Origin of the sequence: Levilactobacillus fuyuanensis, from assembly GCF_003946395.1 — a bacterium.
GTDB lineage: Bacteria > Bacillota > Bacilli > Lactobacillales > Lactobacillaceae > Levilactobacillus > Levilactobacillus fuyuanensis.
Genome location: NZ_RHNZ01000008.1, coordinates 73,373 through 98,979, shown reverse-complemented (window position 1 = coordinate 98,979; position 25,607 = coordinate 73,373). Strand labels below are relative to the sequence as shown.

Annotated in this window: 26 protein-coding genes; 15 read left to right on the top strand and 11 right to left on the bottom strand. The window is 49.8% G+C overall.

Annotation, left to right across the window (positions count from 1 at the left end; all coding sequences use genetic code 11):
* Positions 1-24: 24 nt before the first annotated feature.
* The 8 genes from EKM73_RS05925 to EKM73_RS05890 all read left to right on the top strand — a co-directional run bounded on the left by EKM73_RS05925 (position 25) and on the right by EKM73_RS05890 (position 9,285).
* Positions 25-1,566 carry an FGGY-family carbohydrate kinase gene (locus EKM73_RS05925; protein WP_020089346.1) on the top strand — a complete coding sequence of 514 codons (1,542 nt, stop codon included), beginning with the start codon at positions 25-27 and terminating at the stop codon, positions 1,564-1,566.
* 112 nt (positions 1,567-1,678) lie between these two features.
* A complete protein-coding gene (locus tag EKM73_RS05920) occupies positions 1,679-2,491 on the top strand; it encodes a Cof-type HAD-IIB family hydrolase (RefSeq protein ID WP_125701060.1) in 813 nt (270 codons plus the stop codon).
* Positions 2,492-2,928: 437 nt separating this feature from the next.
* Positions 2,929-4,137 carry an NAD(P) transhydrogenase subunit alpha gene (locus tag EKM73_RS05915; RefSeq protein ID WP_125701059.1) on the top strand — a complete coding sequence of 403 codons (1,209 nt, stop codon included), beginning with the start codon at positions 2,929-2,931 and terminating at the stop codon, positions 4,135-4,137.
* Between the two features lie 2 nt (positions 4,138-4,139).
* A complete protein-coding gene (locus EKM73_RS05910) occupies positions 4,140-4,454 on the top strand; it encodes an NAD(P) transhydrogenase subunit alpha (RefSeq protein ID WP_020089343.1) in 315 nt (104 codons plus the stop codon).
* Entirely contained in the window at positions 4,451-5,869 is a 1,419-nt protein-coding gene (locus tag EKM73_RS05905) for an NAD(P)(+) transhydrogenase (Re/Si-specific) subunit beta (RefSeq protein WP_125701058.1), read from the top strand. Before EKM73_RS05910 ends, EKM73_RS05905 begins: the two co-directional genes overlap by 4 nt.
* A gap of 521 nt (positions 5,870-6,390) precedes the next feature.
* Positions 6,391-6,750, top strand: coding sequence for a VOC family protein (locus EKM73_RS05900; RefSeq protein ID WP_125701057.1), 360 nt, complete (start codon positions 6,391-6,393; stop codon positions 6,748-6,750).
* Positions 6,751-6,956: 206 nt separating this feature from the next.
* A complete protein-coding gene (locus EKM73_RS05895) occupies positions 6,957-7,490 on the top strand; it encodes a MarR family winged helix-turn-helix transcriptional regulator (RefSeq protein WP_125701056.1) in 534 nt (177 codons plus the stop codon).
* Positions 7,491-7,518: 28 nt separating this feature from the next.
* On the top strand, positions 7,519-9,285 hold the full coding sequence (locus tag EKM73_RS05890; RefSeq protein WP_125701055.1) for an ABC transporter ATP-binding protein: 1,767 nt from the start codon (positions 7,519-7,521) through the stop codon (positions 9,283-9,285).
* 75 nt (positions 9,286-9,360) lie between these two features.
* Here EKM73_RS05890 and EKM73_RS05885 read toward each other — a convergent pair whose 3' ends face one another.
* The 3 genes from EKM73_RS05885 to EKM73_RS05875 form a co-directional block, all read right to left on the bottom strand.
* Positions 9,361-11,115, bottom strand: coding sequence for a phosphatase PAP2 family protein (locus tag EKM73_RS05885; RefSeq protein WP_125701054.1), 1,755 nt, complete (start codon positions 11,113-11,115; stop codon positions 9,361-9,363).
* Positions 11,116-11,349: 234 nt separating this feature from the next.
* Entirely contained in the window at positions 11,350-11,664 is a 315-nt protein-coding gene (locus tag EKM73_RS05880) for a winged helix-turn-helix transcriptional regulator (protein ID WP_125701053.1), read from the bottom strand.
* Positions 11,665-11,685: 21 nt separating this feature from the next.
* Positions 11,686-12,762, bottom strand: a complete 1,077-nt coding sequence (locus EKM73_RS05875) for a PucR family transcriptional regulator (protein ID WP_125701052.1) — start codon at positions 12,760-12,762, stop codon at positions 11,686-11,688.
* 267 nt (positions 12,763-13,029) lie between these two features.
* Here EKM73_RS05875 and pcp point away from each other — a divergent pair, with 267 nt between their 5' ends.
* The gene (gene pcp / locus EKM73_RS05870) at positions 13,030-13,641 is read left to right on the top strand and encodes a pyroglutamyl-peptidase I (protein WP_125701051.1); all 612 of its coding nucleotides are present in this window, start codon (positions 13,030-13,032) and stop codon (positions 13,639-13,641) included.
* Between the two features lie 124 nt (positions 13,642-13,765).
* Complete coding sequence (locus EKM73_RS05865) at positions 13,766-14,416, top strand: MIP/aquaporin family protein (protein ID WP_125701050.1); 651 nt, start codon at positions 13,766-13,768, stop codon at positions 14,414-14,416.
* Between the two features lie 337 nt (positions 14,417-14,753).
* Here EKM73_RS05865 and EKM73_RS05860 read toward each other — a convergent pair whose 3' ends face one another.
* The 3 genes from EKM73_RS05860 to EKM73_RS05850 all read right to left on the bottom strand — a co-directional run bounded on the left by EKM73_RS05860 (position 14,754) and on the right by EKM73_RS05850 (position 16,420).
* Complete coding sequence (locus tag EKM73_RS05860) at positions 14,754-15,098, bottom strand: iron chaperone (protein WP_125701049.1); 345 nt, start codon at positions 15,096-15,098, stop codon at positions 14,754-14,756.
* A 188-nt stretch (positions 15,099-15,286) separates the two neighbouring features.
* The gene (locus tag EKM73_RS05855; protein ID WP_125701048.1) at positions 15,287-15,664 is read right to left on the bottom strand and encodes a MerR family transcriptional regulator; all 378 of its coding nucleotides are present in this window, start codon (positions 15,662-15,664) and stop codon (positions 15,287-15,289) included.
* A gap of 12 nt (positions 15,665-15,676) precedes the next feature.
* A complete protein-coding gene (locus EKM73_RS05850; protein WP_125701047.1) occupies positions 15,677-16,420 on the bottom strand; it encodes an SDR family oxidoreductase in 744 nt (247 codons plus the stop codon).
* A 180-nt stretch (positions 16,421-16,600) separates the two neighbouring features.
* On the opposite strand from EKM73_RS05850, the gene EKM73_RS05845 reads away from it, so the two are divergent.
* The 4 genes from EKM73_RS05845 to EKM73_RS05830 all read left to right on the top strand — a co-directional run bounded on the left by EKM73_RS05845 (position 16,601) and on the right by EKM73_RS05830 (position 20,442).
* Entirely contained in the window at positions 16,601-18,019 is a 1,419-nt protein-coding gene (locus tag EKM73_RS05845; protein ID WP_225421318.1) for a subtype B tannase, read from the top strand.
* Positions 18,020-18,260: 241 nt separating this feature from the next.
* Positions 18,261-18,587, top strand: coding sequence for a thioredoxin family protein (locus EKM73_RS05840; RefSeq protein WP_125701045.1), 327 nt, complete (start codon positions 18,261-18,263; stop codon positions 18,585-18,587).
* 22 nt (positions 18,588-18,609) lie between these two features.
* A complete protein-coding gene (locus EKM73_RS05835; protein ID WP_125701044.1) occupies positions 18,610-19,950 on the top strand; it encodes a dihydrolipoyl dehydrogenase family protein in 1,341 nt (446 codons plus the stop codon).
* Between the two features lie 123 nt (positions 19,951-20,073).
* Complete coding sequence (locus EKM73_RS05830) at positions 20,074-20,442, top strand: hypothetical protein (protein WP_125701043.1); 369 nt, start codon at positions 20,074-20,076, stop codon at positions 20,440-20,442.
* A 61-nt stretch (positions 20,443-20,503) separates the two neighbouring features.
* Here EKM73_RS05830 and EKM73_RS05825 read toward each other — a convergent pair whose 3' ends face one another.
* From EKM73_RS05825 to EKM73_RS05805, 5 genes are all read right to left on the bottom strand, one after another.
* Positions 20,504-21,121 carry a sugar O-acetyltransferase gene (locus tag EKM73_RS05825; RefSeq protein WP_125701042.1) on the bottom strand — a complete coding sequence of 206 codons (618 nt, stop codon included), beginning with the start codon at positions 21,119-21,121 and terminating at the stop codon, positions 20,504-20,506.
* A gap of 18 nt (positions 21,122-21,139) precedes the next feature.
* A complete protein-coding gene (locus tag EKM73_RS05820) occupies positions 21,140-21,550 on the bottom strand; it encodes a peptide deformylase (RefSeq protein ID WP_125701041.1) in 411 nt (136 codons plus the stop codon).
* Positions 21,543-22,091, bottom strand: coding sequence for a DUF1697 domain-containing protein (locus EKM73_RS05815; protein ID WP_125701040.1), 549 nt, complete (start codon positions 22,089-22,091; stop codon positions 21,543-21,545). Before EKM73_RS05815 ends, EKM73_RS05820 begins: the two co-directional genes overlap by 8 nt.
* An 83-nt stretch (positions 22,092-22,174) precedes the next feature.
* The gene (locus EKM73_RS05810) at positions 22,175-22,717 is read right to left on the bottom strand and encodes a DUF1697 domain-containing protein (RefSeq protein ID WP_125701039.1); all 543 of its coding nucleotides are present in this window, start codon (positions 22,715-22,717) and stop codon (positions 22,175-22,177) included.
* Between the two features lie 76 nt (positions 22,718-22,793).
* The gene (locus EKM73_RS05805) at positions 22,794-23,672 is read right to left on the bottom strand and encodes a LysR family transcriptional regulator (RefSeq protein ID WP_125701038.1); all 879 of its coding nucleotides are present in this window, start codon (positions 23,670-23,672) and stop codon (positions 22,794-22,796) included.
* Between the two features lie 456 nt (positions 23,673-24,128).
* Between EKM73_RS05805 and EKM73_RS05800 the strand changes: the two genes are divergently transcribed.
* Positions 24,129-25,595, top strand: coding sequence for a UbiD family decarboxylase (locus tag EKM73_RS05800; protein ID WP_125701037.1), 1,467 nt, complete (start codon positions 24,129-24,131; stop codon positions 25,593-25,595).
* Positions 25,596-25,607: the final 12 nt, after the last annotated feature.

Below are 25,607 nucleotides of genomic sequence, written 5' to 3'. Positions count from 1 at the left end.
AGTTGATCAAAGAGGGGAATAACGATGAAATACTTGATTGGTACTGATATTGGGACATCGGGGACGAAGAGTATCCTGATGGACACGAACGGCAAGTTAATTGCGCAGGACTTGGAGGAATACGACGTTCTGACACCACGTCCACTCTGGGCTGAGCAGTGGCCAGATGTCTGGCTGAAGGGCGTTAAGGATTCCATCCGGGCGGTCGTTAATGAAAGCGGTGTCTCACCGGATGATATCAACGGAATTGGTCTGAGTGGCTTGTATGGTGGCTCCGGTGTTCCAGTGGATGCCGACATGAATCCTGTGCGGCCAGACCTGATTTGGATGGATCGGCGCGCTGCGGGTGAAACGGAATGGGTCAAGGAACATGTTGACCTAGACCGGTTATCCGAAATTACGGGTAATGACGTGGTTGATCCGTACTACGGTTACACGAAGGTACTGTGGATCAAGAATCACGAGCCAGAAAATTGGAAGAAAACGGCGATGTTCTTACCACCGAACAATTACGCTATCTACAAATTAACTGGTGAAGTCTCCATTGACTACTCGGCTGCTGGGAACATCGGTGGTTTCTACGATGTGAACACGGGTACCTGGTCTAAGGAAATGATGGATGCAATGGGTGTCCCGATGAACAAAATGCCACAGAAGTTCGTTGATGCGACTGAGATTGCGGGTCGGTTGACCGCGGACGTTGCCGCAGACTTGGGATTGAATGCCGGAACGCCAGTCATCGCCGGGGGTGTCGACGTTGGTGCTGCGAATATCGGGATGGGTGTCTTTGAACCTGGCCGGTACGTGGCTGCCATCGGGTCATCCATGAACGCCGCACTTGTCAGTGAAAAACCAATCAAGGGTAAAGGACTCATCGTTTGGCCGTATCCTTATAAGTCACGAGAACTGGTTTATAACTTTAGTGGTTCGGCTACGGCAGGGGCCATTACGAAGTGGTTCCGTGATAACTTTGGGGATGCTGAAGTTGCCGTTCACAATCAGGGTGGACCGAATGCCTACGTTACCCTGGGGGCGGAAGCTAAGGACGTGCCAGCTGGTAGTCGTGGCTTAGTGGTTCTTCCCTACTTTATGGGTGAACGAGCCCCCGTCTGGAACTCTGATGCCAAGGGCATGGTCTTCGGATTGTCACTCGTTCATACCAAGGCTGATCTGTTCCATGCCTTCCAAGAAGCTGTCTGCTACGCCTTACGCCATAGTATGGAGAGTACGGGCCGTGACCTGGGTGATTACATTGTGATTGCCGGTGGTGTCACGAACTCACCAGACTGGGTTCAAATGTTTGCCGACGTAACCGGTTATGCAGTACGAACACCAGTCGATGATGCAGAAGCCAACCTGGGTGATGTGATGCTGGCTGGTTTGGCAACAGATACCTTAACCGTTGATGAAGTTCAGAAGTGGCAAGTTCTGGGCGATAAGATTGAACCACGTGCTGAACAGCATGCAACCTACAATGACTACTACAAGCTGTACCGGAAGCTCTATGATGATTTAGGCGATGACATGCACACTTTGTCGTTAATCTCCGGTATTGAAGAATCTTAAGACGTTATGATGATCGATTGCTGACGAGAGCAGACTCGAGAGTAAACGTGAACGATTAAATGAGGAGTTCGGGAACTATTCTCGGACTCTTCATTCAATTGGGGGAATGAAAATGTACCGAATGATTACGAGTGATCTGGACGAAACGCTGCTCCGAGCGGATGGTAGTATTTCAACTGCAAATATTGCTGCCATCAAGCGAGCCACACAAATGGGCATTAAATTTGTGCCGAATACGGGACGGAGTTTCTTGAGCATCCAACCGCTCTTACGCCGCCTTGACTTGTGGAATCAACCCAATCAGTATGTGATCTCATACAATGGTGGGGCAACCGTCGAAAATTGGGACAATCATGTCTTGATGAGCCATGAACTTCCTTATGAAGTGGCCGCAGCAGTCTTTAAAGTTTTACAGCAGTTTGATGTGGCAATTCATGTGTATACGTTGCGGGGATTGGCAATCTATCATCCGAAAGTAGATGATTTGGCTTACCTGAAGACGCGAGGTGTGTCTGCAACAACCATGCGTGGTGATTTCTCGCAGTTTCGATTGGGACGAATCATGAAAGTAATTGCGATGAGTCCAAATGGGGAAGTTCGTCAAGCAGCGAGAGTAGCGGTGAAGCAACAGGTCACGCAACCGGTAACGTGTACTTTCTCATCGGGCCGTTACATGGAAGTGAACCCCGTGGGTGTTGATAAGGGGCAAGCGACAATCGCGCTAGGACAGCGCCTAGGTATTTCGCCAGCAGAGATTATGGGCATTGGCGATAGTGCCAATGACTTGGCGATGCTTAAGCAAGTCGGCGGCGCCATTGCGGTACGAAATGCTTCAACGGCAGTCAAAGCGGTAGCAACTCACGTGACCTTAGCAGATTTTGAATCTGGGGTGAGTGAGGCGATTAATCGCTGGGCCTTGAATTAGCAAAGGGGTGCGAATGAAAAATAGCAGTGATACAACTGAAAAGAGTCGTAAATTGCACCTCGAGAGTGGTCGAACCAATGAGAAACCGACACAATGGGATGGTAATGAGTCGGTTGGAAATTAGGCATGGTCAATCTGAAGTGCGTAGGTAGACAAATAAGCCGGGTCTAGGCCAATAAGTTACATTTGAAAAAAAGTCATCACTTTTATTTGTGAATGTTAAAACTTGTTATCAAGCCCACTTAACTAATTGTGTCGAAAATTCAGTGCTCAAATGGAAAAATATTTTGTGATATCATTGAACTCTGGAAGCACTTACTGCCGCGTGGCACAAAGAATTGTTGCTTGTGCACAAATGGAGCTGAAAGCATTGTTTTGTAACCTAAAATGCTTTATAGTTAACTTGTGAACAGCTTATCAAAAAGGGGATGTGTTGAATGGCAATTACCATTTCGGTTTTAAAAGAAGCGCCTGGTGAAAACCGGGTCGCATTGTCACCGGACGTCGTACGTAAGCTCGTCAAGAATGACTACCAAGTACTGATTGAACAAGGTGCTGGGGAACGGTCCTTCTATCGGGATGTAGTCTACACCGAAGCCGGTGCCAAAGTCGTTGACCGCGCAGAAGCGATTATGCAAGCAACTGTAATCGCCACGATTGCTCAACCAGATGATGCAACCATTGATCAGATGAAGGCTGGACAAGCACTGATTGGATTGTTATCACCACTGACGGATACTGATTTTGTTAAGAAATTAGCCGCCAAGAAGATTACAGCTTTAGCGTTTGAACTCTTACCTCGGACGGTTTCGCGGGCCCAAACAATGGATGTTTTGAGTTCGCAAGCCAGTGTTGCTGGTTACAAGGTAGGCCTGATGGCTGCGGATCATTTCTCACGGTATTTCCCAATGATGATCACCGCCGCCGGGACTGCCAAGCCAGCTAAGGTGTTGGTCTTAGGGACCGGGGTTGCCGGACTACAAGCCATTGGGACCGCTAAACGGTTAGGGGCCATGGTTTCCGGTTACGATATTCGGCCAGCTTCACGGGGCGAAGTGGAATCGTTAGGGGCAACTTTCCTGACGACCTCCGTTTCTGCCACCGGTGAAGGGGGCTATGCTCGGCAATTGACCGAGGAAGAAACCGCACAGCAACAAGCAGAATTGGAAGGATTTATCGCCCAAAACAACGTGATCATCACGACCGCGCAAGTGCCTGGGCGGCGGCCACCACTGCTGGTTACCCAGAAGTCTGTGGACGAAGCTAAGACCGGGACGTTATTTATGGATTTAGCCGCCAGTGATTTAGGTGGGAACGTTGCCGGATCGAAGCCGGGTGAAACGGTCACAACGCCAAATGGTGCCGAAATTGTGGGTGCCGGCGATATGGCCAGTCAATTACCAGCCTCCGCTTCTGACATGTACGCCAAGAACGTGCAAGCCGTCTTAAATGATGTAAACGAGGACGGCAAGTTAGTCTTTGACATCGACGATGAGGTGGTTGGTGAACTCTTGGCAACCTATGACGGTGAAATCATTAGTAACCGGCTACGGTCTGTCATGGAACTGCCGGAACGTAAACCAGCAGAACCAGAAGAACCTGAAACGCCGGCTGAAGATCAAGACGACGCGAAAGGAGCTGATTAGTGATGAGTGAGGAATTATTTACGAATCTAGCAATTTTTGTTTTAAGTCTATTGGTTGGGTTTGAAGTTATGAGTAAAATCCCAGCAACCCTGCAAACCCCTATGATGTCCGGGGCCAACGCCATTCATGGTGTCGTTGTGGTTGGGGCCTTTGTGATTGCCGCTGAAGCCAATAGTTGGGTCTTCTACATCTTGGCATTCTTTGGTGCCGTGTTTGCGGCGATCAACGTGGCGGGTGGTTATACCGTTACCGACCGGATGCTCGGCATGTTCGACCGTAAACCAAAAGCAAAATCAGAGGGGGATGATTCCAAATGAGTACCCTACAAACGATTGCCTCTTTAATTTACTTAATTTCCGCGGTGTGCTACGTCCTGGGTGTGCACATGATGCGTTCTCCTAAGACTGCCCGCAAAGGGAATGGGCTTTCCGCCATCGGTATGTTTATGGCCGTTATTATGATTATTATCGAAGTCGTGGCCGATGGTAAGATTACCGCTACTGGTTGGATTGTCCTTATCGCCGGCTTAGCAGTTGGACTCTCATATGGGGTCATCAAAGCACGTAAGGTGCCAATGACCGATGTCCCACAATTGGTTAGTCTGTTCAACGCCGTGGGTGGTGGTGCCGCTGCCGTTATCGGGATCTTCGATTACCTGATGAAGGGTGACGGGGTTGCTTTAAGCCTTGCGTTCTCGATTCCTGTATTTCTTGACGTGATCATCGGGGGGATTACCTTCTCGGGTTCGCTGATTGCGACTGGAAAGTTGTCTGGGAAAGTTCCAGGGAAACCAATTACCTTCCCTGGCGCCAAAATAGTTAACATTATCGTGGTCTTAGGGATGCTGGTCGCTGCCTGGTTCATGCTGGCAACGCCAACCAACATCTGGTTCGTGGTTCTTGGTTTAGCCATGGCGCTGATCTTCGGGTTACTGATGACCTTGCCAATTGGTGGGGCCGATATGCCGGTTGTCGTTTCACTCTTGAACGCCTTTACCGGTTTGGCCGTTGCCTTTGCTGGGTTCGTTATCAATAACCAAGTCCTGATCATCGCTGGTGCCTTAGTTGGGGCCGCCGGGACGATCCTGACGTTGCAAATGGCCGAAGCAATGAACCGTTCCGTTGCCAATATCTTAGCCGGTGGCTTTGGGACTGGCGATAGTGACAGTGGTAGCGCTGGTCCAGATGTGCCAGTTGATGTTAAAGAAACTTCAGCCGATGATATTGGTCTGCAGCTGGCCTACGCGCAGAATGTCATGATTGTTCCTGGGTATGGGTTAGCCGCAGCGCAAGCCCAACACGAAGTTGCTGAATTGGCAACGGTTCTGACGGAAAAGGGTATCAACGTTAACTACGCTATTCACCCGGTTGCTGGGCGGATGCCTGGGCACATGAACGTGCTGTTGGCCGATGTTAACGTCCCTTATGATCAGATGAAGCAGTTGGACGATGCCAACCCAATGTTTGAAAGTACCGACGTTTCCCTGGTTATCGGGGCCAACGACGTTACCAACCCACTGGCTCGTGAAAGTGGAAATGAGATTTCTGGGATGCCTATCCTGGACGTCGACAAGTCGAAGTCTGTGGTTGTCATTAAGCGGTCAATGAGTACCGGGTACGCAGGTATCCAAAACCCACTGTTCTCGTTGGATAACACGCAGATGTTCTTCTCCGATGCTAAGGTTGGGCTGCAAGACATTGTGGCTGCAACGAAGCAGTACTTAGACGACTAGTCTAAAAATGCGTAACAGAAAGGTTCGCGAAACGTGCCGGTTGGCGGGGCGTTAGCGAACCTTTTTTGATGCCGGAAAACGGTGATGGCTGACAGGGAAGCTTGTGATTTTCCCAGGAGAATCCGGCATGGTATCGAACTGTGATCGACTCGTTAACCAGAAGTATACGGGAGTGAAATAGGTAAAGCAAGGACAACTGAAACAGCCTGGAATACGTTAAAAAGGTTCATGATCGGCGTCGTGATTGGCGTGGATCATGAACCTTTTCGTTGGTAATGGTTAGTCTTGTTTTGCGGGGTACAATCAAAATGAGCGCAAAAAAAGCCCCCATCAATCCTAGATGAGGGCACCAGTTGATCCATAGGATACATCTGGAATGTACAGAGCAACTGGACAGGCGTGGCCTGCATTACCTAGTGTACGCGATATTTAGGAGAATAGCCAGCTAAATTTGGAATTGGCATCAAATTCTTTTCATGATAGGATGAACGTAATCAAATAAATCAGTGAGGTGACGGGTCATGCAGAAGATGCGGACAATGCTGTATGTCGATGATGTGGAACAGGTTGTGCAGTTCTGGCAGGATGAGTTGGGTGCAAAAGTGGTTGAGGTTAATGCTTTGCCAGATGAATCTAACAATATTGTGGTAGAAGTCGCACCAAACGTGGAGTTATCCTTCTTTGCAAAGGCGTTTATTCGGCGGTATTCACCAGAGGTCTTAGGGAACACACCATCCTTAATGTTCTATAGCAAGGACTTCAATGCCCTACATGACCGATTGGCAACTGCGGGTGAAATTGTGAAGAATGCTGGAACCGCGACCTTTAATTTCAGAGATCCCGAAGGCAACTACTTCGTGATCGCGCAAGCTAAATCGTAAATTTAAGCAAACGATGCGGGGAACGCATCGTTTTTTGTTATAGTTTTAAATTATTTTTGTTGTGCTAAACGTTGGTATTAATGGGATACGAGATTATATATATCGAATCAAGTCATAAACATGTTAGTTTTTAGTTAGTTTTAGTTTACAAAAGCTAACTAAGATGCTAATATTGTCAGCATCAAGAAAACGAGGAGGAAATTAACATGACAGATTCGAGTCGTGATTTATTAAAAAGTTTTGGGAAGCTCCTGCAAAACCGGGCTTTTTTGATGGCAGTGGGGCATCAGGCCGGGATGGGTGGCCATGGTGGACCACACGGTGGTAATCGTGGTCAGGGTAAGTTGCTGAAGGTCTTGGCGCAGTCACCGAATGGTCTTACGAATGCCGAGATTGCTGAATTGCTCGATATTCGGCCAAGTTCCGTGAGTGCAACCATTAGTCGGTTAGTTGACGCTGGCTTCGTTGAACGGATTCCCAGTTCAACCGACAAGCGGGCGGTCATTGTCCAGCTAAGCGAACGAGGGAAAGAGCTTTTCGCTCAGTACGATGAGCACGTTGATACGACTGCCGATGAATTATTTGGTGGATTGACACCGGATGAGCAAGCGCAATTGGAACAGTTATTAACGAAGTTGACGCATCAGGTCGCTGACCTTGATTGGGGCGACTTCATGGGACACCGGCCAACAGACTGGCCACACCGCGGCATGGGTGGCATGGGTCGCCCACGCTTTTAAATTTTAGCAATACCGGAGGCAAATAGAGATGGAACGTAGAATGGTAGCGCCACGGACCGCCAAGCAACGGCGAACAGGCAAGTTTGATTTCAAAGGATTTTTACACTTGATTCGACAGACTAAGCCGAAGTATTGGCAGCTCTGGGTCGGCTTGACCCTAGGCTTGATTGCAACGGGTGCCCAATTAGCAGTGCCTAAGTTTGCGCAGTCGCTAATCAATGGCTTGGGGCATACAATGAACAAGCCATTACTGATTGGTGTCGTGATTTTATTTGTCGTGAGTGCCGCTGTTAGCGCTGTTTCTGGCGCCTTGTTGGGGTTCTTCGGCGAGAACGTTGTCGCCCGTTTACGGAGCAACCTCTGGCAAAAGTTGGTACGACTCCGTGTGAGTTACTTTGACAACGTGAAGACCGGGGAGATGACTTCACGGCTGGTCAACGATACTATGCAGATCAAGAATCTACTGGCAAATTCGTTTCCCCAGATGGTGACCTCACTCTTTCAACTTGTAGGAGCGCTCGTCATTATGCTTCTGATGGATTGGCGAATGACGGCCATTATGTTCAGTGCCGTTCCTCTAATGATGCTTGTCATGTGGCCGATTATGCGGCAATCCGGTAAGATTGGTCATCAACGGCAGGATGCCATGGCTGCCTTTAGTGGTGAGACTGACGAGACGCTCAGTGAAATTCGTTTGGTCAAGTCATCTAATGCCGAGGGCTATGAAACACAGACGGGGACTCAGCAGATTCAGGACCTTTACCAGATTGGCCTGCGCGAAGCAATTTATGATGCCATCGCTAGTCCCGTGATGACGGCGACCATGTTGGCGGTCTTTGTGGGCGTGCTGGCTTACGCGGCTGTGCGGGTATCCGCAGGAACAATGAGCATGGGGACAATGTTTTCCTTCATGATGTACCTGTTCCAAATCATCGGTCCCGCAGGTACGTTGGCCCGGTTCTTTACCGACTTGTCCAAGGCTAATGGATCCACTGAACGGGTTCGCGAGTTGCTGAGTGAACCGGAAGAAGCGCTGAGTGAGGGGACGGCCCAGTCCGTTAGCGATGCTACATTGGCTATGGAACACGTTGACTTTGCTTACGAAGACGGCCAGCCAATCTTACACGATGTGAATTTTGAAGCCAAGCCCAACACGGTCGTTGCGTTTGCAGGACCATCCGGTGGTGGGAAGTCCACAATCTTTGGCTTGCTGGAACGCTATTACCAGCCTCAGAGTGGTCAAGTGACCATTGGTGGTGCGGATGTGCGGGACTTCAACCTCAGCGATTGGCGGTCACAGATTGGCTACGTCAGTCAAGACTCCGCGATTATGGCTGGCACGATTCGTCATAATCTGACGTATGGTGCGGACCGAGAGTTTACGGATTCGGAGTTGTGGCACGTACTGAAACTGGCTTCTGCGGACGGCTTCGTAGCTAAGATGACGGATGGCCTGGACACCCAAGTGGGTGAACGGGGTGTGAAGGTTAGTGGTGGTCAACGCCAACGGTTAGCGATTGCACGGGCCTTTCTACGTGATCCTAAGATTCTTTTGTTGGACGAAGCTACAGCCAGTCTGGATTCTGAGTCGGAAGCTATGGTACAACAAGCTCTGACGGAGCTGATGAAGGGCCGAACAACGTTAATTATTGCCCATCGTTTGAGTACTATCGTTGATGCTGACAATATCTACTTCATTGAAGATGGCCACGTCAGCGGTCACGGCACGCACCATGAACTGATGGCAAGCTTACCGTTGTATCGAGATTACGTTAAGATTCAATTCAAAGAATAGGGCAACTCAGGTGAATAGAGAGATAAAGCGCCGAATCCTAACGATTCGACGCTTTATTGTTTGGAGGATTAGAAATTATTTGGCGAGTTTTACGGCATGCGGCTTGTAAACCACGTGCCACCCCTTAGGTAGGCCGCTAACGTGTTTGAACTTACCAGTGTGTTTCTTGTAGGTAATCAGTTTGGCGCCCTTTTTGAGTTGTCCCTTGGTAACCTTTAAGGTCCCATTGAACTTAGCAGTCTTCTTGATCGTTAAGCGACCGTCGCGACTCATCGTCAGCTTACCAGCCTTAGCTTGTTGGAATTGCCCACGAACGGTGACATTAGTCGTTGCTAATTTCAGGTTACCCTTAGCTAGTTTAACGTTCCCTTTACCCAAGCCAGTGGCGTTGGCAATTTGAAGGGTACCACCTTGGAGTTCAGTACCACCGGTGTATCGGTTAGCGCCGCTCAAGGTGAGTTGGCCAGTACCAGCCTTAGTCAGCTTACCAGTACCACCGATTTGGTTTTTCCAAGTATCCTTAGCGTTGAAGGTGCCCTTCTTGGCATCCATGTTAACTTTGACGTTGTTTAAGAAGGAACCGTAGCCATTAGCCGCGGAGAAGAGGTCCAAGCGGCCCCAACCCTCGGCATCGTCCATCCCAGGATAACCAGAAGGCATTCCCGTGGTAAAGAGGACAGCGCGACGTTGGGTGTCATTTAAATAAGGTAAGCGTGTTTTAAGCAAGACTTCGGCACCTTTAGGGACGCGCATTTCTTGAGTAGTATCGCCGGTTTGATCGAAGCCATAAGTCATGCGATAACGGTAATCTTGACGGTTCTTTTCGTAGCTCTTAAAGTCGTCTTGAGCAGTGGTATCTTTACTGCCCAACAGCGCGTTAGATTGCGCGGCTTCATAGCCGGCCTTGGCGGCGTTTTGGTTGGCGGGATCGTTCAAGACAGCAGCCGCAATGGCTGTACCAGTCATCCGGCCACCCATGACGGCTAATGGTGAATGACGGCCAGCGATGATTCGGTCATAACCCACTTCAGAAGAACGGGTTACCAGTTGTTGGAAGCGTTGTGGCAGGGCATAGGCAAAGGCGATACCGCTATCGAATGCAGCGGTAGTATGGCCACTTGGTAAGTCAAAGGAATCTGGCTTAGCATGGGCCATGATGTTCTCAACGGCTGGTAATGGTTTGACAGCTTTACTTAGGCGGTAAGGCCGCGGCATGGCTACATAGTGTTTAGGTGAATTGATGCCAGAGTAAGGAGAACCCTCAGCGACATCGACAAGTTTAACGAGTGCGCCCAGTTGAGAGTCCTGAGTCGCCCACTTGGGGTTCTTTGGACTGTAGTTGGCAGGTAGTGGGGTACTAGGCATGGAAAGGTAATTTGTTTGGGCGTTGGCATTTTTAATGAACGCTGGGGCGTAAGGTCCTAATCCTGAAATTAAATTGTAACGCAGGTCACGACGGTCACTGAAGTAGGCCCGTTCCATCTCACTATAGGAACGTTCTTCGGTAACCTTAGCGGACTTGGCAAGGTTGAGATCAATCATGTCCTTATCGATCACTTTTCCCTTATCCCAATACTTAGTAAATCCTGTAATGACGCCAATTACGGGGTCACTAGTTGGGGTCATGTAGGTCATGTTATCCAAATTTTGGTGATATTCGTCTACTAAGTACCCATAGTTCGCCTCATGGGGCTCCAACAAAGCCGCCACGTTAGGTTGCTTCGTCTTAGCACTTGCGGTCGTCACGTTGGTTACCATGGGAAGGGTGACAGCAACCAATGAGAGCATGGCCGCTGCCCGTCTGGTCCAAGTCCGTTGTCTAATTTTCATGAAAATACCTGCCTTTCAAAATTGAGAGTGCGTTTTCATTTTTTGTTACAAATTCAGCATACCTGATGGCTACCCCTTTGTCAGCAGGCTTAGGCAAACCAATACAAGAACCATACGAAATTGATACACAGCGTTCGTGTATCCCCTAAATAAGTATGATAATGCTTATAATGATGCGCTTTCACAAACAGATTAATAAAAAATGACGACCGGTTTAACGGGTCGCCATTTTAGTTATATCGCTAAATTATTCTCCAAGGTGTCGTTACCCCAGTCCTCTAATTCCCGTAAAATCTGGTGGAACATTTCCCCAGCCTTGGTTAACCGATAGCTGTAATCATCTTCGGGGAGTGTTTCAATTAGCCCCCATTCCTTCAGGCGCTTGAGCCGCAATAGGAGATTGAACGTTGAGATACCGCGGACTGTGACTCGCAGATCCATGAAGTCCGTGGGGGCTGGATCGAGCTGATAAAGAACTAATGCGTACCAGCGCTGGTGGAGAATCTCTAGGCCGAGTTCGCTGCCTAGATTGAGTTGAGTTAGAGCCATTTAAAACCGGTCCTTTCATCGTTAAATTTGTAAGAAGTTGAATAGGCGGTAACTAAGTCGGAGGCCAAAGGTCTTGTCGGGGTCATCGAAGTTGATGGCAATGAGGTCTTGAACCTTCTGCAACCGCTTGGTTAAGCTGTTGCGGTGCAAGTGAAGCTGGTCAGCTGTGACGCTGATTTTGCAGTCATTTTCCAGAAATTCGAAGAGAGTTTTGAATAATTCACTGTGGTGTTGGCGGTCGTATTTTTGGAGGAATAGGAGCTGCGAGCACATGGTATTCTTCAATAGGGATGCATTATCCACTTGAGAAAGAATCACATAAATATTGTATTTTTGTGTGAAATTGACCACTGCCAACGTGCGCAATTTCTGAGCTATTTGGGCGGCCTGTTCACAGATACTACGGAACTCAGCCGTTTTGCTGACATCGCTGTAAGCCTCTGAAATGAAGAAATAATGGTGGAAGAATGTTCCCAACTGGTTTAACTTCGGTCGTAACTGGGACAGGTCGTCCGCGTTCAGCAGAAAAATCAGGTGCTGGTGATTCTCAGCCACTGGCATTGGTGAGATGAGATCACGGAGCTGTTGAACAAAGGCCGTTTGGTTAGTGGCGCCAGCTTCAGGCGTAGCGGTCACGCAGACTATCTTGTCCCCAAGAAGTGGCTGCAAGAGGGTCGTATCCGTTTGTGCTGGCTGAGTCAATAACTGGCTAAAGAGGCTGTTGACCTCACTCTGATTGGGATTTAGCGCATACCGGTCGATGAAACTATTCATGACCCGGATGACGAGTTGGGCTTGATCGGGGACAGCCGGGTACGCCTTGGTTTGTGATATGAAGAGGTACCATTTGTTCAATGCCATTGGATTAATGATATGACGCGTGAATTCTAGCCGATCGTGACGATACAGAGGTAAGCTAGCCTTGGGATCCAGCCAGTCCGTGGGAACCTGAGTTAGAGGAGTACGACTGTTGCTGATGATGCGACCGGATTGATCAGCTAGCATGATTGCCTGGTCGAGATAGGTTACAGCTAAGTCCGTCAGTGCATCGATGGTTGAACATTGAATTGATTTTAGAAGAAAATCTTCCCTATTCATCTGACAGGTCCTTTCGATGTGCAATCCGCACACTGCTTAATTTAATTGATAGGCGTTTAGCACTATGCATGCCCGTTTTCACTGATATTACAGCGATAAAGCAATGAGAGTATGATATCAGTTAGTGGGCGACTTGTCTACGGAAGATGATTGTTAGCTGATTTCGTCTATCTATATGATTTGGCAATTAGTGAGAACCCGGATGAATCGCCGTTAGGGTTGCGAGAGCAGTATAATTGAAATCAAACAATTCGGGAGGTCATCGACATGAAAATATTAGTCACAGGATTCGATCCATTTGGTGGTGAGACCACCAATCCAGCTATTGAGGCAGTTAAACGGTTGCCGGACAAGATTGCTGGAGCCGATATCGTTAAACTAGAGATTCCAACGGTATTCAATCGCTGTGCCGAAGTGGTTCGAACGGCTATTATCGCGGAGCAACCAGATGTTGTCTTGAGCATTGGCCAGGCGGGAGGACGCGCGGCCATCACGCCGGAACTGGTCGCGATTAATTTGAGTGATGGTCGCATTCCGGATAATGCTGGGCAACAGCCTGTGGATCAGCCGATTCAGCCAGCAGGGGATGCTGCATATTTCACGCAACTGCCAATTAAGGCGATGGTTCGGGCCATCCAGGCGGCTGGGTTGCCGAGTCAGGTTTCAACAACGGCGGGGACTTACGTTTGCAATCACATCATGTATCAGGTTCAATACCTACGTGCTACAGAGTTTCCCACGTTACGAGCCGGGTTCATGCATATTCCATTTCTACCGAATCAGGTCACAGACAAGCCAAATATGCCGTCCTTGTCATTAGCAGATGATGTTCACGGCATCTCAGCAGCCATTACGGCAATCGTTGCAGCAGAGGCATGAGACTAGAGAAAAGTTACGTGTTAACTAGCGGATGCGTTAAGTAATTTGCGTATTGGGAGCGTTCCCGAAATATTTATATTATAATAATGTTAGTTCGACAGAGAATTTGATTGGAGGAATTAACATGCAGAAATATACTGCAGAATTTTTGGGCACCTTCATGTTGGTGTTCTTAGGGACCGGTGCCGTGACCGTGGCAGCCGGTAGCACATTAACGATTGGGCTGGCCTTTGGGCTGGCCATTACGGTATCAGCTTATGCCTTTGGTGGCATTTCCGGTGGACATTTTAATCCAGCCGTCACCACGGCAATGTTGATCAACCGGCGAATCTCCGGGCGCGATGCCATCTGGTATATCGTGGCGCAAGTCTTGGGTGCCACCGCAGCATCAGCTATTATGAAATTATTTGTCGGTGGACTGGGCCTGGCAACGAACCAATTAGGTCAAACGGACTTCCCTAAGATTTCCACGGGGTTAGCCTTCTTGGTTGAGGCACTCGTGACCTTCCTGTTCCTGCTGGTTATCTTAAACGTGACGAGCGACCGTCACGGCAACGGTGACTTTGCGGGGCTGACAATTGGGGTGACGTTAGGCTTCCTGATCATTGTGGCCCTGAATCTGACCGGTGGATCGTTGAACCCAGCACGGTCATTCGGACCCGCAGTGTTCGCTGGCGGCAGTGCGTTGTCTCACTTATGGTTGTACATTGTTGCCCCAGAAGTTGGGGCCATCCTGGCAGCGTTTGTCGGCCGGATGATGGGCAGTGAAGACTAGCAAGCGAATGGTGAGAGTTGTCGCCTACGGCTGCCGAGGATTCTGCCGCTGTGGGGATCGCCTGCAGCCAGAGAGCGGGCTTCCGGCTCGGTTTGAAACCTCGCTGAATTCATGCGAGTTTCCAAACGCGTCCCACGGAGTAAGGCCGGGAAGAAGCAGTCGCCCGGTCTAACTCCGTCGTCACTGCAGGCGCCATCCTCGGCCTCCTCCGGCTAAGCAAACTGTCACATTGGCAGCTGTAACGATGGCTTGTGTGGTCTCGAGACAGGTATTTGGAGCGATAATTTAAATCTACTAAAAAGTGGTCGATTCTATAGAAGAACCGACCACTTTTCATCTATTTATGTTGAATTTCATCTAGCTTAAACTGAACCATTTTCGTAATCAGGTCCGCGGGCAACGGCTTGTTATAGTCGAATTGAATGGCACCTTTGGAATATTTATAGCGGCCTTCCAAGTCATCTTCAAACTGAATGATCGGTGTGCTCGTGGGGTAGAATCCCAGGTGATTCTGCATTGCCGCAAAGTAAACGATGTCCTTGCCTTGGTGAAAGGCGGGCATCCCATAGCTCATCTTTTCGGTGGCTTCGGGCAGTAATTTTTTGAGAATCTGATACATGGCGGTTAACTGGGGCTGTTGTTTAACATCTGTATCTTCGATATAATCAGTAATGACAGTCATGAAAGCGCCTCCTAATTGGTGATGAACACCTTGTCCTGATAGTACCATAGATGGGGAAGCCTGCGGTAAGTAAAACGGGTTACCTAAAAATTTGTCACGAGAAAAAACATACCATCTGCTTGTCTATTTAAAGCGGCGTTTTGTGCTTAATCATTGCTTCTAAGTCTTAGTAATCCGTCTCTAAAAGATTACTGTAATAACTTCCCACGATATCCTTCAACATGAGCTTCATAGTGATCAGCCTTATCCTTAATCAAGTCATACGTGTGCTGAATTTCATGGAGACGTTGCGCAATCGTATCTAACTGTTCATGTAGCAAGTCCTTGCGTGCTTGGAGCGTCGCATCTCCCTGCTTGAACAGGGTAATATACTCGATTAAATACTCGATGCTCACGCCAGCTTCACGCATACACTTAGCAAAAGTAATCCAATCGATATCTTCATCATCGTAGTCCCGATAGCCAGCTGCGTTACGGTTAACGGGTGGGATGGCGCCCACTCTTTCCCAGTAGCGCAGGGTGTCAGCGGGAACGTTAAATTTGGCAGAAACTTCTTTAATCTTCATAATACCCATAGTTTACCATGGTTGATCAGTAGGACCTACCGTGAATTCGCTCACGTTGGTGTCATCCGGTTGGTCGATTGCAAAGGCAATCACGTTGGCCACTCGCTCAGGGCTGATTTGATATTCATCGTAAAGGGCCTGAGCACTCTTGAGAGTTGTTGGGTCAGTTGTATTTGCGAGTAACTCCGTCTTGATTGCAGCGGGGTAAATCGTAGCCGTTCGGATATGGCTATTTTCTTGAGCTGATTCCATCCGCAACACTTCCATCAGATCGCGGACAGCCCACTTAGTTGCGCCGTAGACTGCGCCACCGGGGTAGGCCTTGAGGCCAGCGACTGAAGACGTAGCGATGACGTGCCCCGACTTCTGAGCTTTAAACGTGGGAAGAACCGCCGCAATCCCATTGAGGACGCCTTTAATGTTGACATCAACCATGCTGTTCCATTCGTCAGTCTTTAATTCTGAGAGGGGAGAATTTGGCATCAAACCGGCATTAAGGAAGATAACGTCGAGCTTACCAAAGGTTTCCTTGGCAAACTGAACGATTCGCTTGTTGGCTTCAGCGTCGGTCACATCAATAGTTTGGTAAGCGACCGTTCCGCCCGCGGTTTCAATTTCTTTAGCTAAGTGTTGAAGCTTATCTTCTCGGCGCGCCCCTAACACTAGTTTGGCACCCTTACTTGCTAGCAGCTTGGCAGTAGCGGCACCAATTCCTGAAGAGGCACCCGTAATCAATACAACTTTATCTTTAATCATCGTTGAAAACTTCCTTTCGAAATTCAATAAACGAAGTATAAACCTTTGAGTCGACTCCAAGGCAAGAAGAAATATTGTCCAATAAATTTCCGATAGCGCAACAAAGCAACCCGCATTCATTGCACCCGCCACAACTTTCCACTAAGCTAAGGGAAACGATCCCCAATACAGAATGGAGGAATGGCGATGACGACCCCACTGAAATTTGATGAAACACGTTATCAGTCGGCACAGGTGACCATTGATGGGCAAGTCTTGCGGTACCGCGCCTTTCTTGGCCTGGACTACGTGACCATGCCGGTCGATGCTATTCAGCAGCTCAATGTCTTTGTGCCCGAGCCATACTTCACGGGTGGCCGGGTCAACGGCTACACACGCGTCACGGCGCCCATCTTCATGCCCAACACGGTTGGCGGTTACCTGCCCGGACCGCGTGATTTTCCCGGCAACCAGGAATCCTTTAGTCGAGGAGCGACAATTCTACAAGCCTTGGTGCGCGGCTACGTCGTCGTTTCCGCCGGCCTACGTGGTCGGACCTCCAAGACGGCCCAGGGGGAATATAGTGGCAAAGCGCCCGCATTTATCGTCGATATGAAGGCGGCCATTCGTTACGTCAAATTCAACGCTGGTTGGCTACCCGGCAATCCGGATCGGATTATTACCAACGGCACCAGTGCCGGTGGGGCGACCGCAGCCCTCGCCGGTGCCAGCGGTAATGCCGACTTTTTCGAGACGCCGCTTCAAGCTTTGGGGGCAGCCCCGGCGACCGATGACATCTTTGCTGTCTCTGCCTATTGTCCCATTCACAACCTGGAGCACGCCGATGCCGCTTACGAGTGGCAGTTCAACGATCTGGCTGAGTGGCACCAGCAGCGCTACACTGTCGTGAATAACCAAGCTCACCGGACATCGCTCTCCGGCGAATTGACGGCAACCGAGCAACAGCTTTCCAACGAATTAAAATCGGCATTCATTCCCTATCTCAATCACCTTGAGTTGAAGGATCATGCCGGCAACCCTTTACAACTTCAGGCTGATGGGGCCGGTAGTTTTCGTCGGTTTATCGCGGATTATCTGACTGCTTCTGCCCAGCGAGCACTCGCAGCTGGGACTGACGTGACGATTTTTCAGGGAGTTAAGGTCAACAACGGTCGGGTGGCGAGTCTGGATTGGTCGGCCTATCTCCGCGGTATTACCCGGATGAAACGGGTGCCAGCTTTTGATGCGCTCGACTTGAGCAGTCCGGAAACGAGTCTGTTCGGCAGTCGGCTGATAGCGGCGCGGCATTTCACGGCTTTTGCACAGAAACACAGTGCGGTTCCCGCACAGTGGGCGGATGCCAGTCTGGTAGCGGCCATCAATCCGTTGACCTATCTCACGACTCATCAGAGTCAGATTGCCCAGCACTGGCGGATACGTCACGGGGCTGTCGATCGGGATACGGCGTTTGCTATTCCTGTGATTCTAGCAACTAAATTACAAAATCTCGGTCTTGACGTGGATTTTGCCCTGCCATGGGGTCGGCCTCACAGCGGTGACTATGATTTGCCAGAACTTTTTGATTGGATCGACAACCTTTGCCGACCCGCAACAGAGTAGGCTTTATCAGCGCACAGCACGATAGATGTTGTGCGCTTTTTGCTTACTTTTAAATAAAAAAGCTTGCATTAAAATACCTATGGGGGTATATTGATAAACGTTGTTGATTGCGAAGAGATAATTAATCAAAATTTACGATAACCGCGATTCTATACGGAATAGGTGCGTTATTGTATGCTCTTAGCCGAGAACTTCACAATCAACCATTAAATACCTAATAGGGTATCCAGGAGGGCTACAAATGATTAAAGGAATTCATGACCAAAACTTTGAACAGGAGACAAATACCGGGGTTACCGTCGTTGATTTTCGGGCCGACTGGTGCCCGCCATGTAAGATGATGGATCCCATCTTAAAGAGTCTTTCCGAAAGTGATGACTTCAAAACGAAGGTTACCTTCACATCACTTAACGTCGACCACGACCAGGAAGTTGCTAGTCGCTTCAACGTTCAAGGAATCCCGACATTTCTAATCAAAAAAGATGGCCAAGTGGTTGATCGCCTGGTTGGTGCTCGGCCGAAACCATTATTCGCAGCAGCGTTACAGAAAGTTTTAGACGCAGACTAATTTAAATTATATGAGGTGAAAGATGACAAAACAATTTGACTACATCGTGATTGGTAGCGGTCCAGCTGCCTTTGGCTTAACGACGGCGCTTAAGGAACAACAGAGTACCAAGACTGCACTGATTATCGATAACGACCGGTTCGGTGGGACCTGCCCCAATTACGGATGCGAACCTAAGATTTTCCTCGAAGGGGCCGTCCGCAACGTCCTGATTGGACAGCAACTACAAGGTCGGGGCATTCAACAAGCCGCTAAGATTGACTGGGCAGCGCTGATGGCAGCTAAGCAGGCCACGTTTGCGCCGTATCCCGACAACGCACAGTCAGCGATGACCACGGATTACGTACAGACACTACAGGGGACGGCAACCTTTGCCGATACCAAGACGGTGCTGGTCAACGGCCAAGCCTATCAGGCCGACAAAATTGTCATTGCAACCGGGTTGAAAGCCAATCATTTACCGATTCAGGGGCAAGAATACACGCACTCTAGCAACGACGTCTTAGACCTTGCCGAGCTTCCCAAACGGGTAACATTCATTGGGAGTGGTTATGTGGGCATGGAACTGGCCACGGTCCTCAGTGCAGCTGGCGCTCAGGTGGAAGTTATCGAACACTCGCCGCATGCCTTAGGTGCCTTTTATCCCGATCATGCCGCAATAGTTGTCAAGCAGATGACGCAGCGGGGGATTCGTTTCCACTTCGGGCAGTCCGTCAATGCCGTCCGGCAAATGGCGACTGGTTTCACCGTTGAAACGGCCGAGGGACAACACTACGATTCGGATTATGTCATCGACTCATCCGGTCGCGTACCCAACATCGATCGGTTAGCATTGGATGTCGCTGGGGTTGCCACCGACCGTCACGGTATCTTGGTGGATGATCACTTACAGACCAACGTCGCCGGCATCTATGCGGCCGGGGATGTTATCAGTAAGGATCCTGCCGTGGCCCCACAATTGACGCCAGTTGCCCAGTTTGAGGGCGAATATTTGGCGGCAGGTGCACAGGCACCCATCGCATATCCCGTGATGGCGACTGGTTCATTTACCTTTCCTCAGATTGCGCAAGTCGGCATGCCCGTTGCCCAAGCAGTCGGCAACAGCGACTACCGAATCAAGCGCTTGGCATTGTCACCAGACTTTGCCTATGCTGGGACGAACGACGAGGATGCCGAATTAGTCGGGATCTTTGACCAACAGAATCGCTTGGTTGGGGCTTCAGAGGTCAGTCAGACGGCAACCGACGACATCAACCAGTTGGCTGGGGTCATCGGGTCGGGACAGACCGTGGCTGATTGGCGGCAACAACAGCTGTATATCTTCCCGACGTTAGCCAGCAAGATTAAATACTTTTTAGCCTAGTATCTGAGGCCACGTTGCGGCGTGGCCTTTTTTACTGACTGCCGTAACCCCCGCATTTCAGTTTACTTTCCGAGTTAAATCACCTATGGTTAGCGCAAACACTGAGAAAGGGTGGCGTGAGTCATGAGTAAACTTTACGGGTACGTACCGCTACTGACGGGGCTCGGCAGTCTATATTTCTTGTTAGTCATGTCGCTGGTTCCCTCATCGACGAGCAGTCTTGGCTTGGACTTTAGCTGGCACAATCCAGACGTCGTGGCGGTTTCCTTAATCCTGGTCGTGGTCGTTGTGACGGCTTGCGCCAAAAGTCTAATGGCTAAACGCATCGGGTTGCTGGTCAACGGTCTCATCATCTTGGGCATGACCGCCGACCTCCTGCACACGCAACATTCACCGTTGCTCACGGATTATTTGTGGTTGTGGGGAATTCTGATGTTATTCGATTTCGGGTTGCTTTGTTGGGGTAGTTATCAGCTGTGGCGTCATAACTAAGAAAAAATAACTCACCGGAAATCCTGTTAGAACGGGATTTCTGGTGAGCTATTTTTAGTTTCTAGTGAATTTCGGGTTTGTATTTGATCGAATCTTCCTCGGTAATTTCACGCACAACGCGGCAGGGATTGCCGACAGCCAGCGAGTTATCGGGGATATCACGGGTGACGACCGAGCCAGCACCGATGACACAGCCGTTGCCGATTGTGATGCCGCCGATAACCGTCACGTTGCTACCGAACCAACAATTGTCACCAATCTTGATGGGCTTGTCGTATTCGATGTCGAATAGTGAGCCGTCTGCGTGCGGTTGAAGGTTCCGTTCCTGGTAGCGCAGGGGATGCATGGGCGTTACCAGCGTGACATTGGGACCGAACCAGACACTATCGCCAATCGTCACGTACCCGCAGTCCAGCACGGTAAAGTTGGCGTTGGCGTAGAAGTGCTTACCCAGGTGAGTATAACTCCCGTAGTCAAAGAAAATCGGTCCCTGAAGGTAGGTACCTTCACCGTGGTTGGGAACCAATTTCTGGAGAATTTCTTCACGCTTGTCGGTCTCATCATCAAAGGTCCAATTGTATTCCTGAGACAGCCGATGAGCGTAGTGGAGTCGTTCTTGAAGCTGAGGGTCGGATGGGTCGTAGAGTTTACCCGCTAACATTTTTTCTTCTTCAGTCATGTTCAAAATCCTCCTTTGCTAAATGACGATACCCTCGCAGTGGTCAACCTCGTGTTGAATAATCTGGGCCACGAAACCGGTAAAGGTCTGGTGCTGACGCTGGAAGGTCTGATTTAAAAAGTCCACGTCAATCGTTTGGTAGCGTGTCGTTGGCCGTTCACCGGTCAGTGACAGGCAGCCTTCGCTGGTCTGAAAGGGACCGGCTTTTTTGGTAATCTGGGGATTGATCATGGCTACAGGGAGCACGCCCATGTCGACCACGATGATTCGTTTGTTAATGCCGATCATGTTGGCGGCCATGCCGACGCAATTCTCGCTATTGGCTTTTAGAGTATCGAGTAGGTCCGTGACGACCGCTGTGTCGAGTTTGGTGGCTGGTTGGGCCTTCGTACTGAGTTGCGTGGGATCGTGAACAACATTTCTAATCATTGGTTTCCTCCAAAATTTGTTTAAGTTTATGGGTTGTATTGTAGTTGCGGGCACTGGTCTGCTTGTAGAACGGGGTGCCCATGATCTTTGAGTAGAACGAGCGGCTGAAATGGGTCCGCAGTGTCGAGGTCCAGAAGATGACATTGGGCGTAATCAGCACCTGGTCATAGTCGGCGGTCACGTGGTCGACGAGCCAGCTGTCATGAGCCTCGTCATAGGTGTTCAGCTTGAACAGTGCGTTGTGACGTAGCGTGTTGTCAGCACCCCACCAAGTCGGTGACTGGGCGAGGTCGGCGAGAAACTCCGGCTGGGTCAACAGGCGAAAGTCGATGGGAAAGTCAAAATTACGGTTCAGTATTTGGGCAACGAGAACATTGCAGTCCATAACGGAACGATCACTGGTGAAGAACAGATTGCCACTGTTGATGTAGGACCGCACAGCCGTAAACCCAGCGGTCGTCAGGAGGTCGCGCAGGGTTGCCATCGGAACTTTGTGATTGCCACCCACGTTGATGCCGCGTAGAAGTAAGAGATAGTTCATGCCAACAATTCCTTTCCTGCTATGAAATGCTGAGGCCCATCACCATTGCTCGATTCATTAATGTAAGCGTCTTCTCAATTATATCATGTTGTGCGTTCTTGTAGAAGTTGCCAGAGTCTACGGGTCGTTCGATAGCTACGCGTGCTGGTTTGAGCGTAGAAGGCGGTTCCCCAGACTTGGCCATACCAGGAATGCTGGAAATTACCGCTTGCTACGACCGACCAGAAAATAAGATGCGGTGTCGTCGCTACTTGATCGATTGGTGTCAGGTGGTCGCGAAGCCAGCCATCGTGCTCCGCGTAATTTTTTAGTTTGAATAGACACATGTGTTGGCGATTGTCCGGACTACCCCACCATGCTGGGGCCTGCTTAAGCTCAGTAAGGAAAGTCGTTTTGGTGAAGACACCAAAGTTGATAGGGAAGTCAAAGTTGGTACCGAGAATGGTGGCAATCTGTTGCTCACAAGCCGGTTGAGACTGGTCGCTGGTGAAGCAGAGATTCCCGCTATTGGCGTACGAGGTGACATTCACGAGGCCCCCGGCAGTTAACAGAGCTCGCAAGGTAGCCATTTTGATCTGATGGTAGCTTCCGCCATTGATACCACGCAAAATGAGCAAGTAGTCCATTAGTTAAGTTCCTCCTAAGAAGTAAAAAAACGTGCGACTGATCCAGCGAAATTTACATTAGTAGTAAGTAGGGGCCTTATTCAAGGTAGCTCACAAAGCGGCGGGCGGCCTGAGTGAGGGTGCCACGAGGATAGACGAGCTGTAGGTGGCTGATCAGTGGTTGACTGAATGGTCGGGTCACGTAATCCGGGGTGAGGAAGGGCTGCGCGGCCTTGGCGAATAGGAAGGTGACGCGTTGCGTATGGGCAATCATGCCCAGCAAAGTTTCAATGTGCGGGGTGGTAAAGCGAATGTTGGGGGTGAAACCGGCCGCTTGATAGAGAGCCTCCATCTTTTCGTAAACACCAGAACCGGGATTGAGCGTGACAATTTCAATGTCGCGCAGGTCGGTCATGCTGATTGCCGCTTGCTGGGCCAAGGGATGGTCGGCGGGCAAGACGACTCGCAGCTCATCCGTGTCCAGATTAACTGCTTCAAATTGGGATTTGTTGAGTTGCTGACTCTGGACATCGCGGAGAATTCCCAGGTCAAGTTCCTGATTCTGGAGGTGTTTGAGGAGGTCGGCTCCCTGTAGCTCCTCCAAGCGAATATTGATCTGCGGGAAGTCGTGCATGAACTGACTCATCTTGCGAGTTAAGCCGTACTGCGACATGACGGGAACGCTCCCGATGTGTAAGGTGCCTCGTTGTAAGGTCTTATAGTCCTGGAGTTCAGTCTGCATCAACTGATATTGAGATGTGATGGTCTGGGCATAGCGAAAGAAGACCTCGCCACTTTCTGTGATGGTCAGTTGGCGCTTATTCCGCGTAGAAATCAGTTTGGTATTCAGCTCGTCTTGCATGCTACGTAGGCGTTTGGACAATGCTGATTGCGTGATATTGAGTTCGACGGCGGCATCGGAGATATTACGAATCTGGTAGAGTACGATGAAGCTGTAGAAATCATCTAGCGTCATGGGAGGCCGTCCTTTCTGACAGGCAATAAAGCTTAAAGCTCTGTTATTCCATTTAAGCATAACGTTAGTCGAAACATGATTTGTTTGCAAGAGTTTTGGAGATTAAGGTTGAGATATAAAGTGATTGAAAGTTGAACGCAGTTGGATGGTGATTGTCATTGAGAAGCGAGCCATAAGGTAGTCTGATAAAATGTTGCACATTCGATTTTTGGATGTATTTATGGCAGAAAGTTATCTTAGCCGGAGGAGGCCAGGGATGGAGCCGGCCGTGGAGGTGGCGTTAATTGGTGATTTTTGCCAATTTACACCACGGGCAATCTTGAAGACACGTGTTTTTTCGTGGCTTCAAATTGAGTCGGAAGCCCGTTTCTCAGGCTGGAGCGTCCCCACAGCAGGTGGAATTCCTGGGAGCCGCAGGCGACAACTTTTCACAACTGACATGTAGGAGGTAATCAAATGACAAATGAACCCTATGATTTACGCAAGGTGTTGGCCGAATTGCAGACGCATCCCGGTCAGTACCATGCGACCGATGTGGCCGTCGATCCCAACGCCGAACTCTCCGGTGTTTACCGCTACATCGGTGCCGGTGGGACCGTTGAACGGCCGACGCAGGAAGGTCCCGCGATGATGTTTAATAACGTGACTGGCTTCCCCGGGACCAAAGTCTTGACGGGACTAATGGCCAGCCGCAAGCGAGTTGGCATGATGTTTCATCATGACTATCACACGCTGGGACAATTTCTCAACGATTCCGTCGAGAACCCTATTCCACCAGTGATGGTTGACGATGCACCCACTCATGAAGTCGTCCACAAAGCGACTGATCCCGACTTCGACATTCGCAAGCTCGTGGCGGCGCCGACCAATACACCGCAAGATGCCGGCCCGTACATTACCGTAGGGGTTGTGCTGGGGTCCAACAAGGCTAAAACGATGAGTGACGTGACGATTCACCGGATGGTGCTAGAAGATAAGGATAAATTGGGCATTTACATTATGCCTGGTGGTCGGCACATTGGCGCATTTGCTAAGGAGTACGAGGCGGTTAACGAACCGATGCCCGTGACCATCAATATCGGCCTAGATCCCGCCATTACCATTGGCTGTACCTTCGAGCCACCGACCACCCCGCTCGGGTACAACGAATTGGGTGTCGCCGGTGCGATTCGCCAAGAAGCCGTTGGCCTAACACCAGCGCTGACCGTCGATGAAAATGCTATCGCGCGTTCCGAATTTACGTTGGAAGGTTACATCATGCCCAACGAACGCATTCAAGAAGACATCAACACCCATACTGGGAAGGCCATGCCCGAATTTCCTGGCTACGACGGCGATGCCAATCCAGCACTACAGGTCATCAAGGTAACCGCCGTGACTCACCGCGAGAATCCCATCATGCAGAGTGTTATCGGTCCTTCCGAAGAACACGTCAGCATGGCAGGGATCCCCACCGAAGCCAGCATTTTAGAGTTGACCAACCGGGCCATTCCCGGCAAGGTCCGCAACGTCTACAATCCGCCAGCAGGTGGGGGTAAGTTGATGACCATCATGCAGATTCACAAGGAGGACGAGGCCGATGAAGGGATTCAGCGACAGGCGGCCCTGTTGGCCTTCTCGGCGTTTAAGGAATTGAAGACGGTTATTTTGGTCGGTGAAGATGTAGATATTTTCGATATGAATGATGCGATGTGGACCGTCAATACGCGGTTCCAGGCCGACCAAGATCTCCTGGTGCTGCCAGGTATGCGAAATCATCCGTTGGATCCATCCGAACGTCCGGCGTACGATCCTAAGTCGATTCGAACGCAGGGGATGTCTTCCAAGCTGATGATCGACGGGACGGTGCCGTTTGATATGAAGGATCAGTTCGTGCGAGCCCAATTCATGAAGGTGCCGGACTGGCAAAAGTACTTAAAGTAAAGGGAGTGATGG

Coding starts and splice junctions, on each gene's coding strand:
- EKM73_RS05925 (WP_020089346.1), top strand. CDS start 25: ATGAAATACTTGATTGGTACTGATATTGGGACATCGGGGACGAAGAGT.
- EKM73_RS05920 (WP_125701060.1), top strand. CDS start 1,679: ATGTACCGAATGATTACGAGTGATCTGGACGAAACGCTGCTCCGAGCG.
- EKM73_RS05915 (WP_125701059.1), top strand. CDS start 2,929: ATGGCAATTACCATTTCGGTTTTAAAAGAAGCGCCTGGTGAAAACCGG.
- EKM73_RS05910 (WP_020089343.1), top strand. CDS start 4,140: ATGAGTGAGGAATTATTTACGAATCTAGCAATTTTTGTTTTAAGTCTA.
- EKM73_RS05905 (WP_125701058.1), top strand. CDS start 4,451: ATGAGTACCCTACAAACGATTGCCTCTTTAATTTACTTAATTTCCGCG.
- EKM73_RS05900 (WP_125701057.1), top strand. CDS start 6,391: ATGCAGAAGATGCGGACAATGCTGTATGTCGATGATGTGGAACAGGTT.
- EKM73_RS05895 (WP_125701056.1), top strand. CDS start 6,957: ATGACAGATTCGAGTCGTGATTTATTAAAAAGTTTTGGGAAGCTCCTG.
- EKM73_RS05890 (WP_125701055.1), top strand. CDS start 7,519: ATGGAACGTAGAATGGTAGCGCCACGGACCGCCAAGCAACGGCGAACA.
- EKM73_RS05885 (WP_125701054.1), bottom strand. CDS start 11,115: ATGAAAATTAGACAACGGACTTGGACCAGACGGGCAGCGGCCATGCTC.
- EKM73_RS05880 (WP_125701053.1), bottom strand. CDS start 11,664: ATGGCTCTAACTCAACTCAATCTAGGCAGCGAACTCGGCCTAGAGATT.
- EKM73_RS05875 (WP_125701052.1), bottom strand. CDS start 12,762: ATGAATAGGGAAGATTTTCTTCTAAAATCAATTCAATGTTCAACCATC.
- pcp (WP_125701051.1), top strand. CDS start 13,030: ATGAAAATATTAGTCACAGGATTCGATCCATTTGGTGGTGAGACCACC.
- EKM73_RS05865 (WP_125701050.1), top strand. CDS start 13,766: ATGCAGAAATATACTGCAGAATTTTTGGGCACCTTCATGTTGGTGTTC.
- EKM73_RS05860 (WP_125701049.1), bottom strand. CDS start 15,098: ATGACTGTCATTACTGATTATATCGAAGATACAGATGTTAAACAACAG.
- EKM73_RS05855 (WP_125701048.1), bottom strand. CDS start 15,664: ATGAAGATTAAAGAAGTTTCTGCCAAATTTAACGTTCCCGCTGACACC.
- EKM73_RS05850 (WP_125701047.1), bottom strand. CDS start 16,420: ATGATTAAAGATAAAGTTGTATTGATTACGGGTGCCTCTTCAGGAATT.
- EKM73_RS05845 (WP_225421318.1), top strand. CDS start 16,601: ATGGCGATGACGACCCCACTGAAATTTGATGAAACACGTTATCAGTCG.
- EKM73_RS05840 (WP_125701045.1), top strand. CDS start 18,261: ATGATTAAAGGAATTCATGACCAAAACTTTGAACAGGAGACAAATACC.
- EKM73_RS05835 (WP_125701044.1), top strand. CDS start 18,610: ATGACAAAACAATTTGACTACATCGTGATTGGTAGCGGTCCAGCTGCC.
- EKM73_RS05830 (WP_125701043.1), top strand. CDS start 20,074: ATGAGTAAACTTTACGGGTACGTACCGCTACTGACGGGGCTCGGCAGT.
- EKM73_RS05825 (WP_125701042.1), bottom strand. CDS start 21,121: ATGACTGAAGAAGAAAAAATGTTAGCGGGTAAACTCTACGACCCATCC.
- EKM73_RS05820 (WP_125701041.1), bottom strand. CDS start 21,550: ATGATTAGAAATGTTGTTCACGATCCCACGCAACTCAGTACGAAGGCC.
- EKM73_RS05815 (WP_125701040.1), bottom strand. CDS start 22,091: ATGAACTATCTCTTACTTCTACGCGGCATCAACGTGGGTGGCAATCAC.
- EKM73_RS05810 (WP_125701039.1), bottom strand. CDS start 22,717: ATGGACTACTTGCTCATTTTGCGTGGTATCAATGGCGGAAGCTACCAT.
- EKM73_RS05805 (WP_125701038.1), bottom strand. CDS start 23,672: ATGACGCTAGATGATTTCTACAGCTTCATCGTACTCTACCAGATTCGT.
- EKM73_RS05800 (WP_125701037.1), top strand. CDS start 24,129: ATGACAAATGAACCCTATGATTTACGCAAGGTGTTGGCCGAATTGCAG.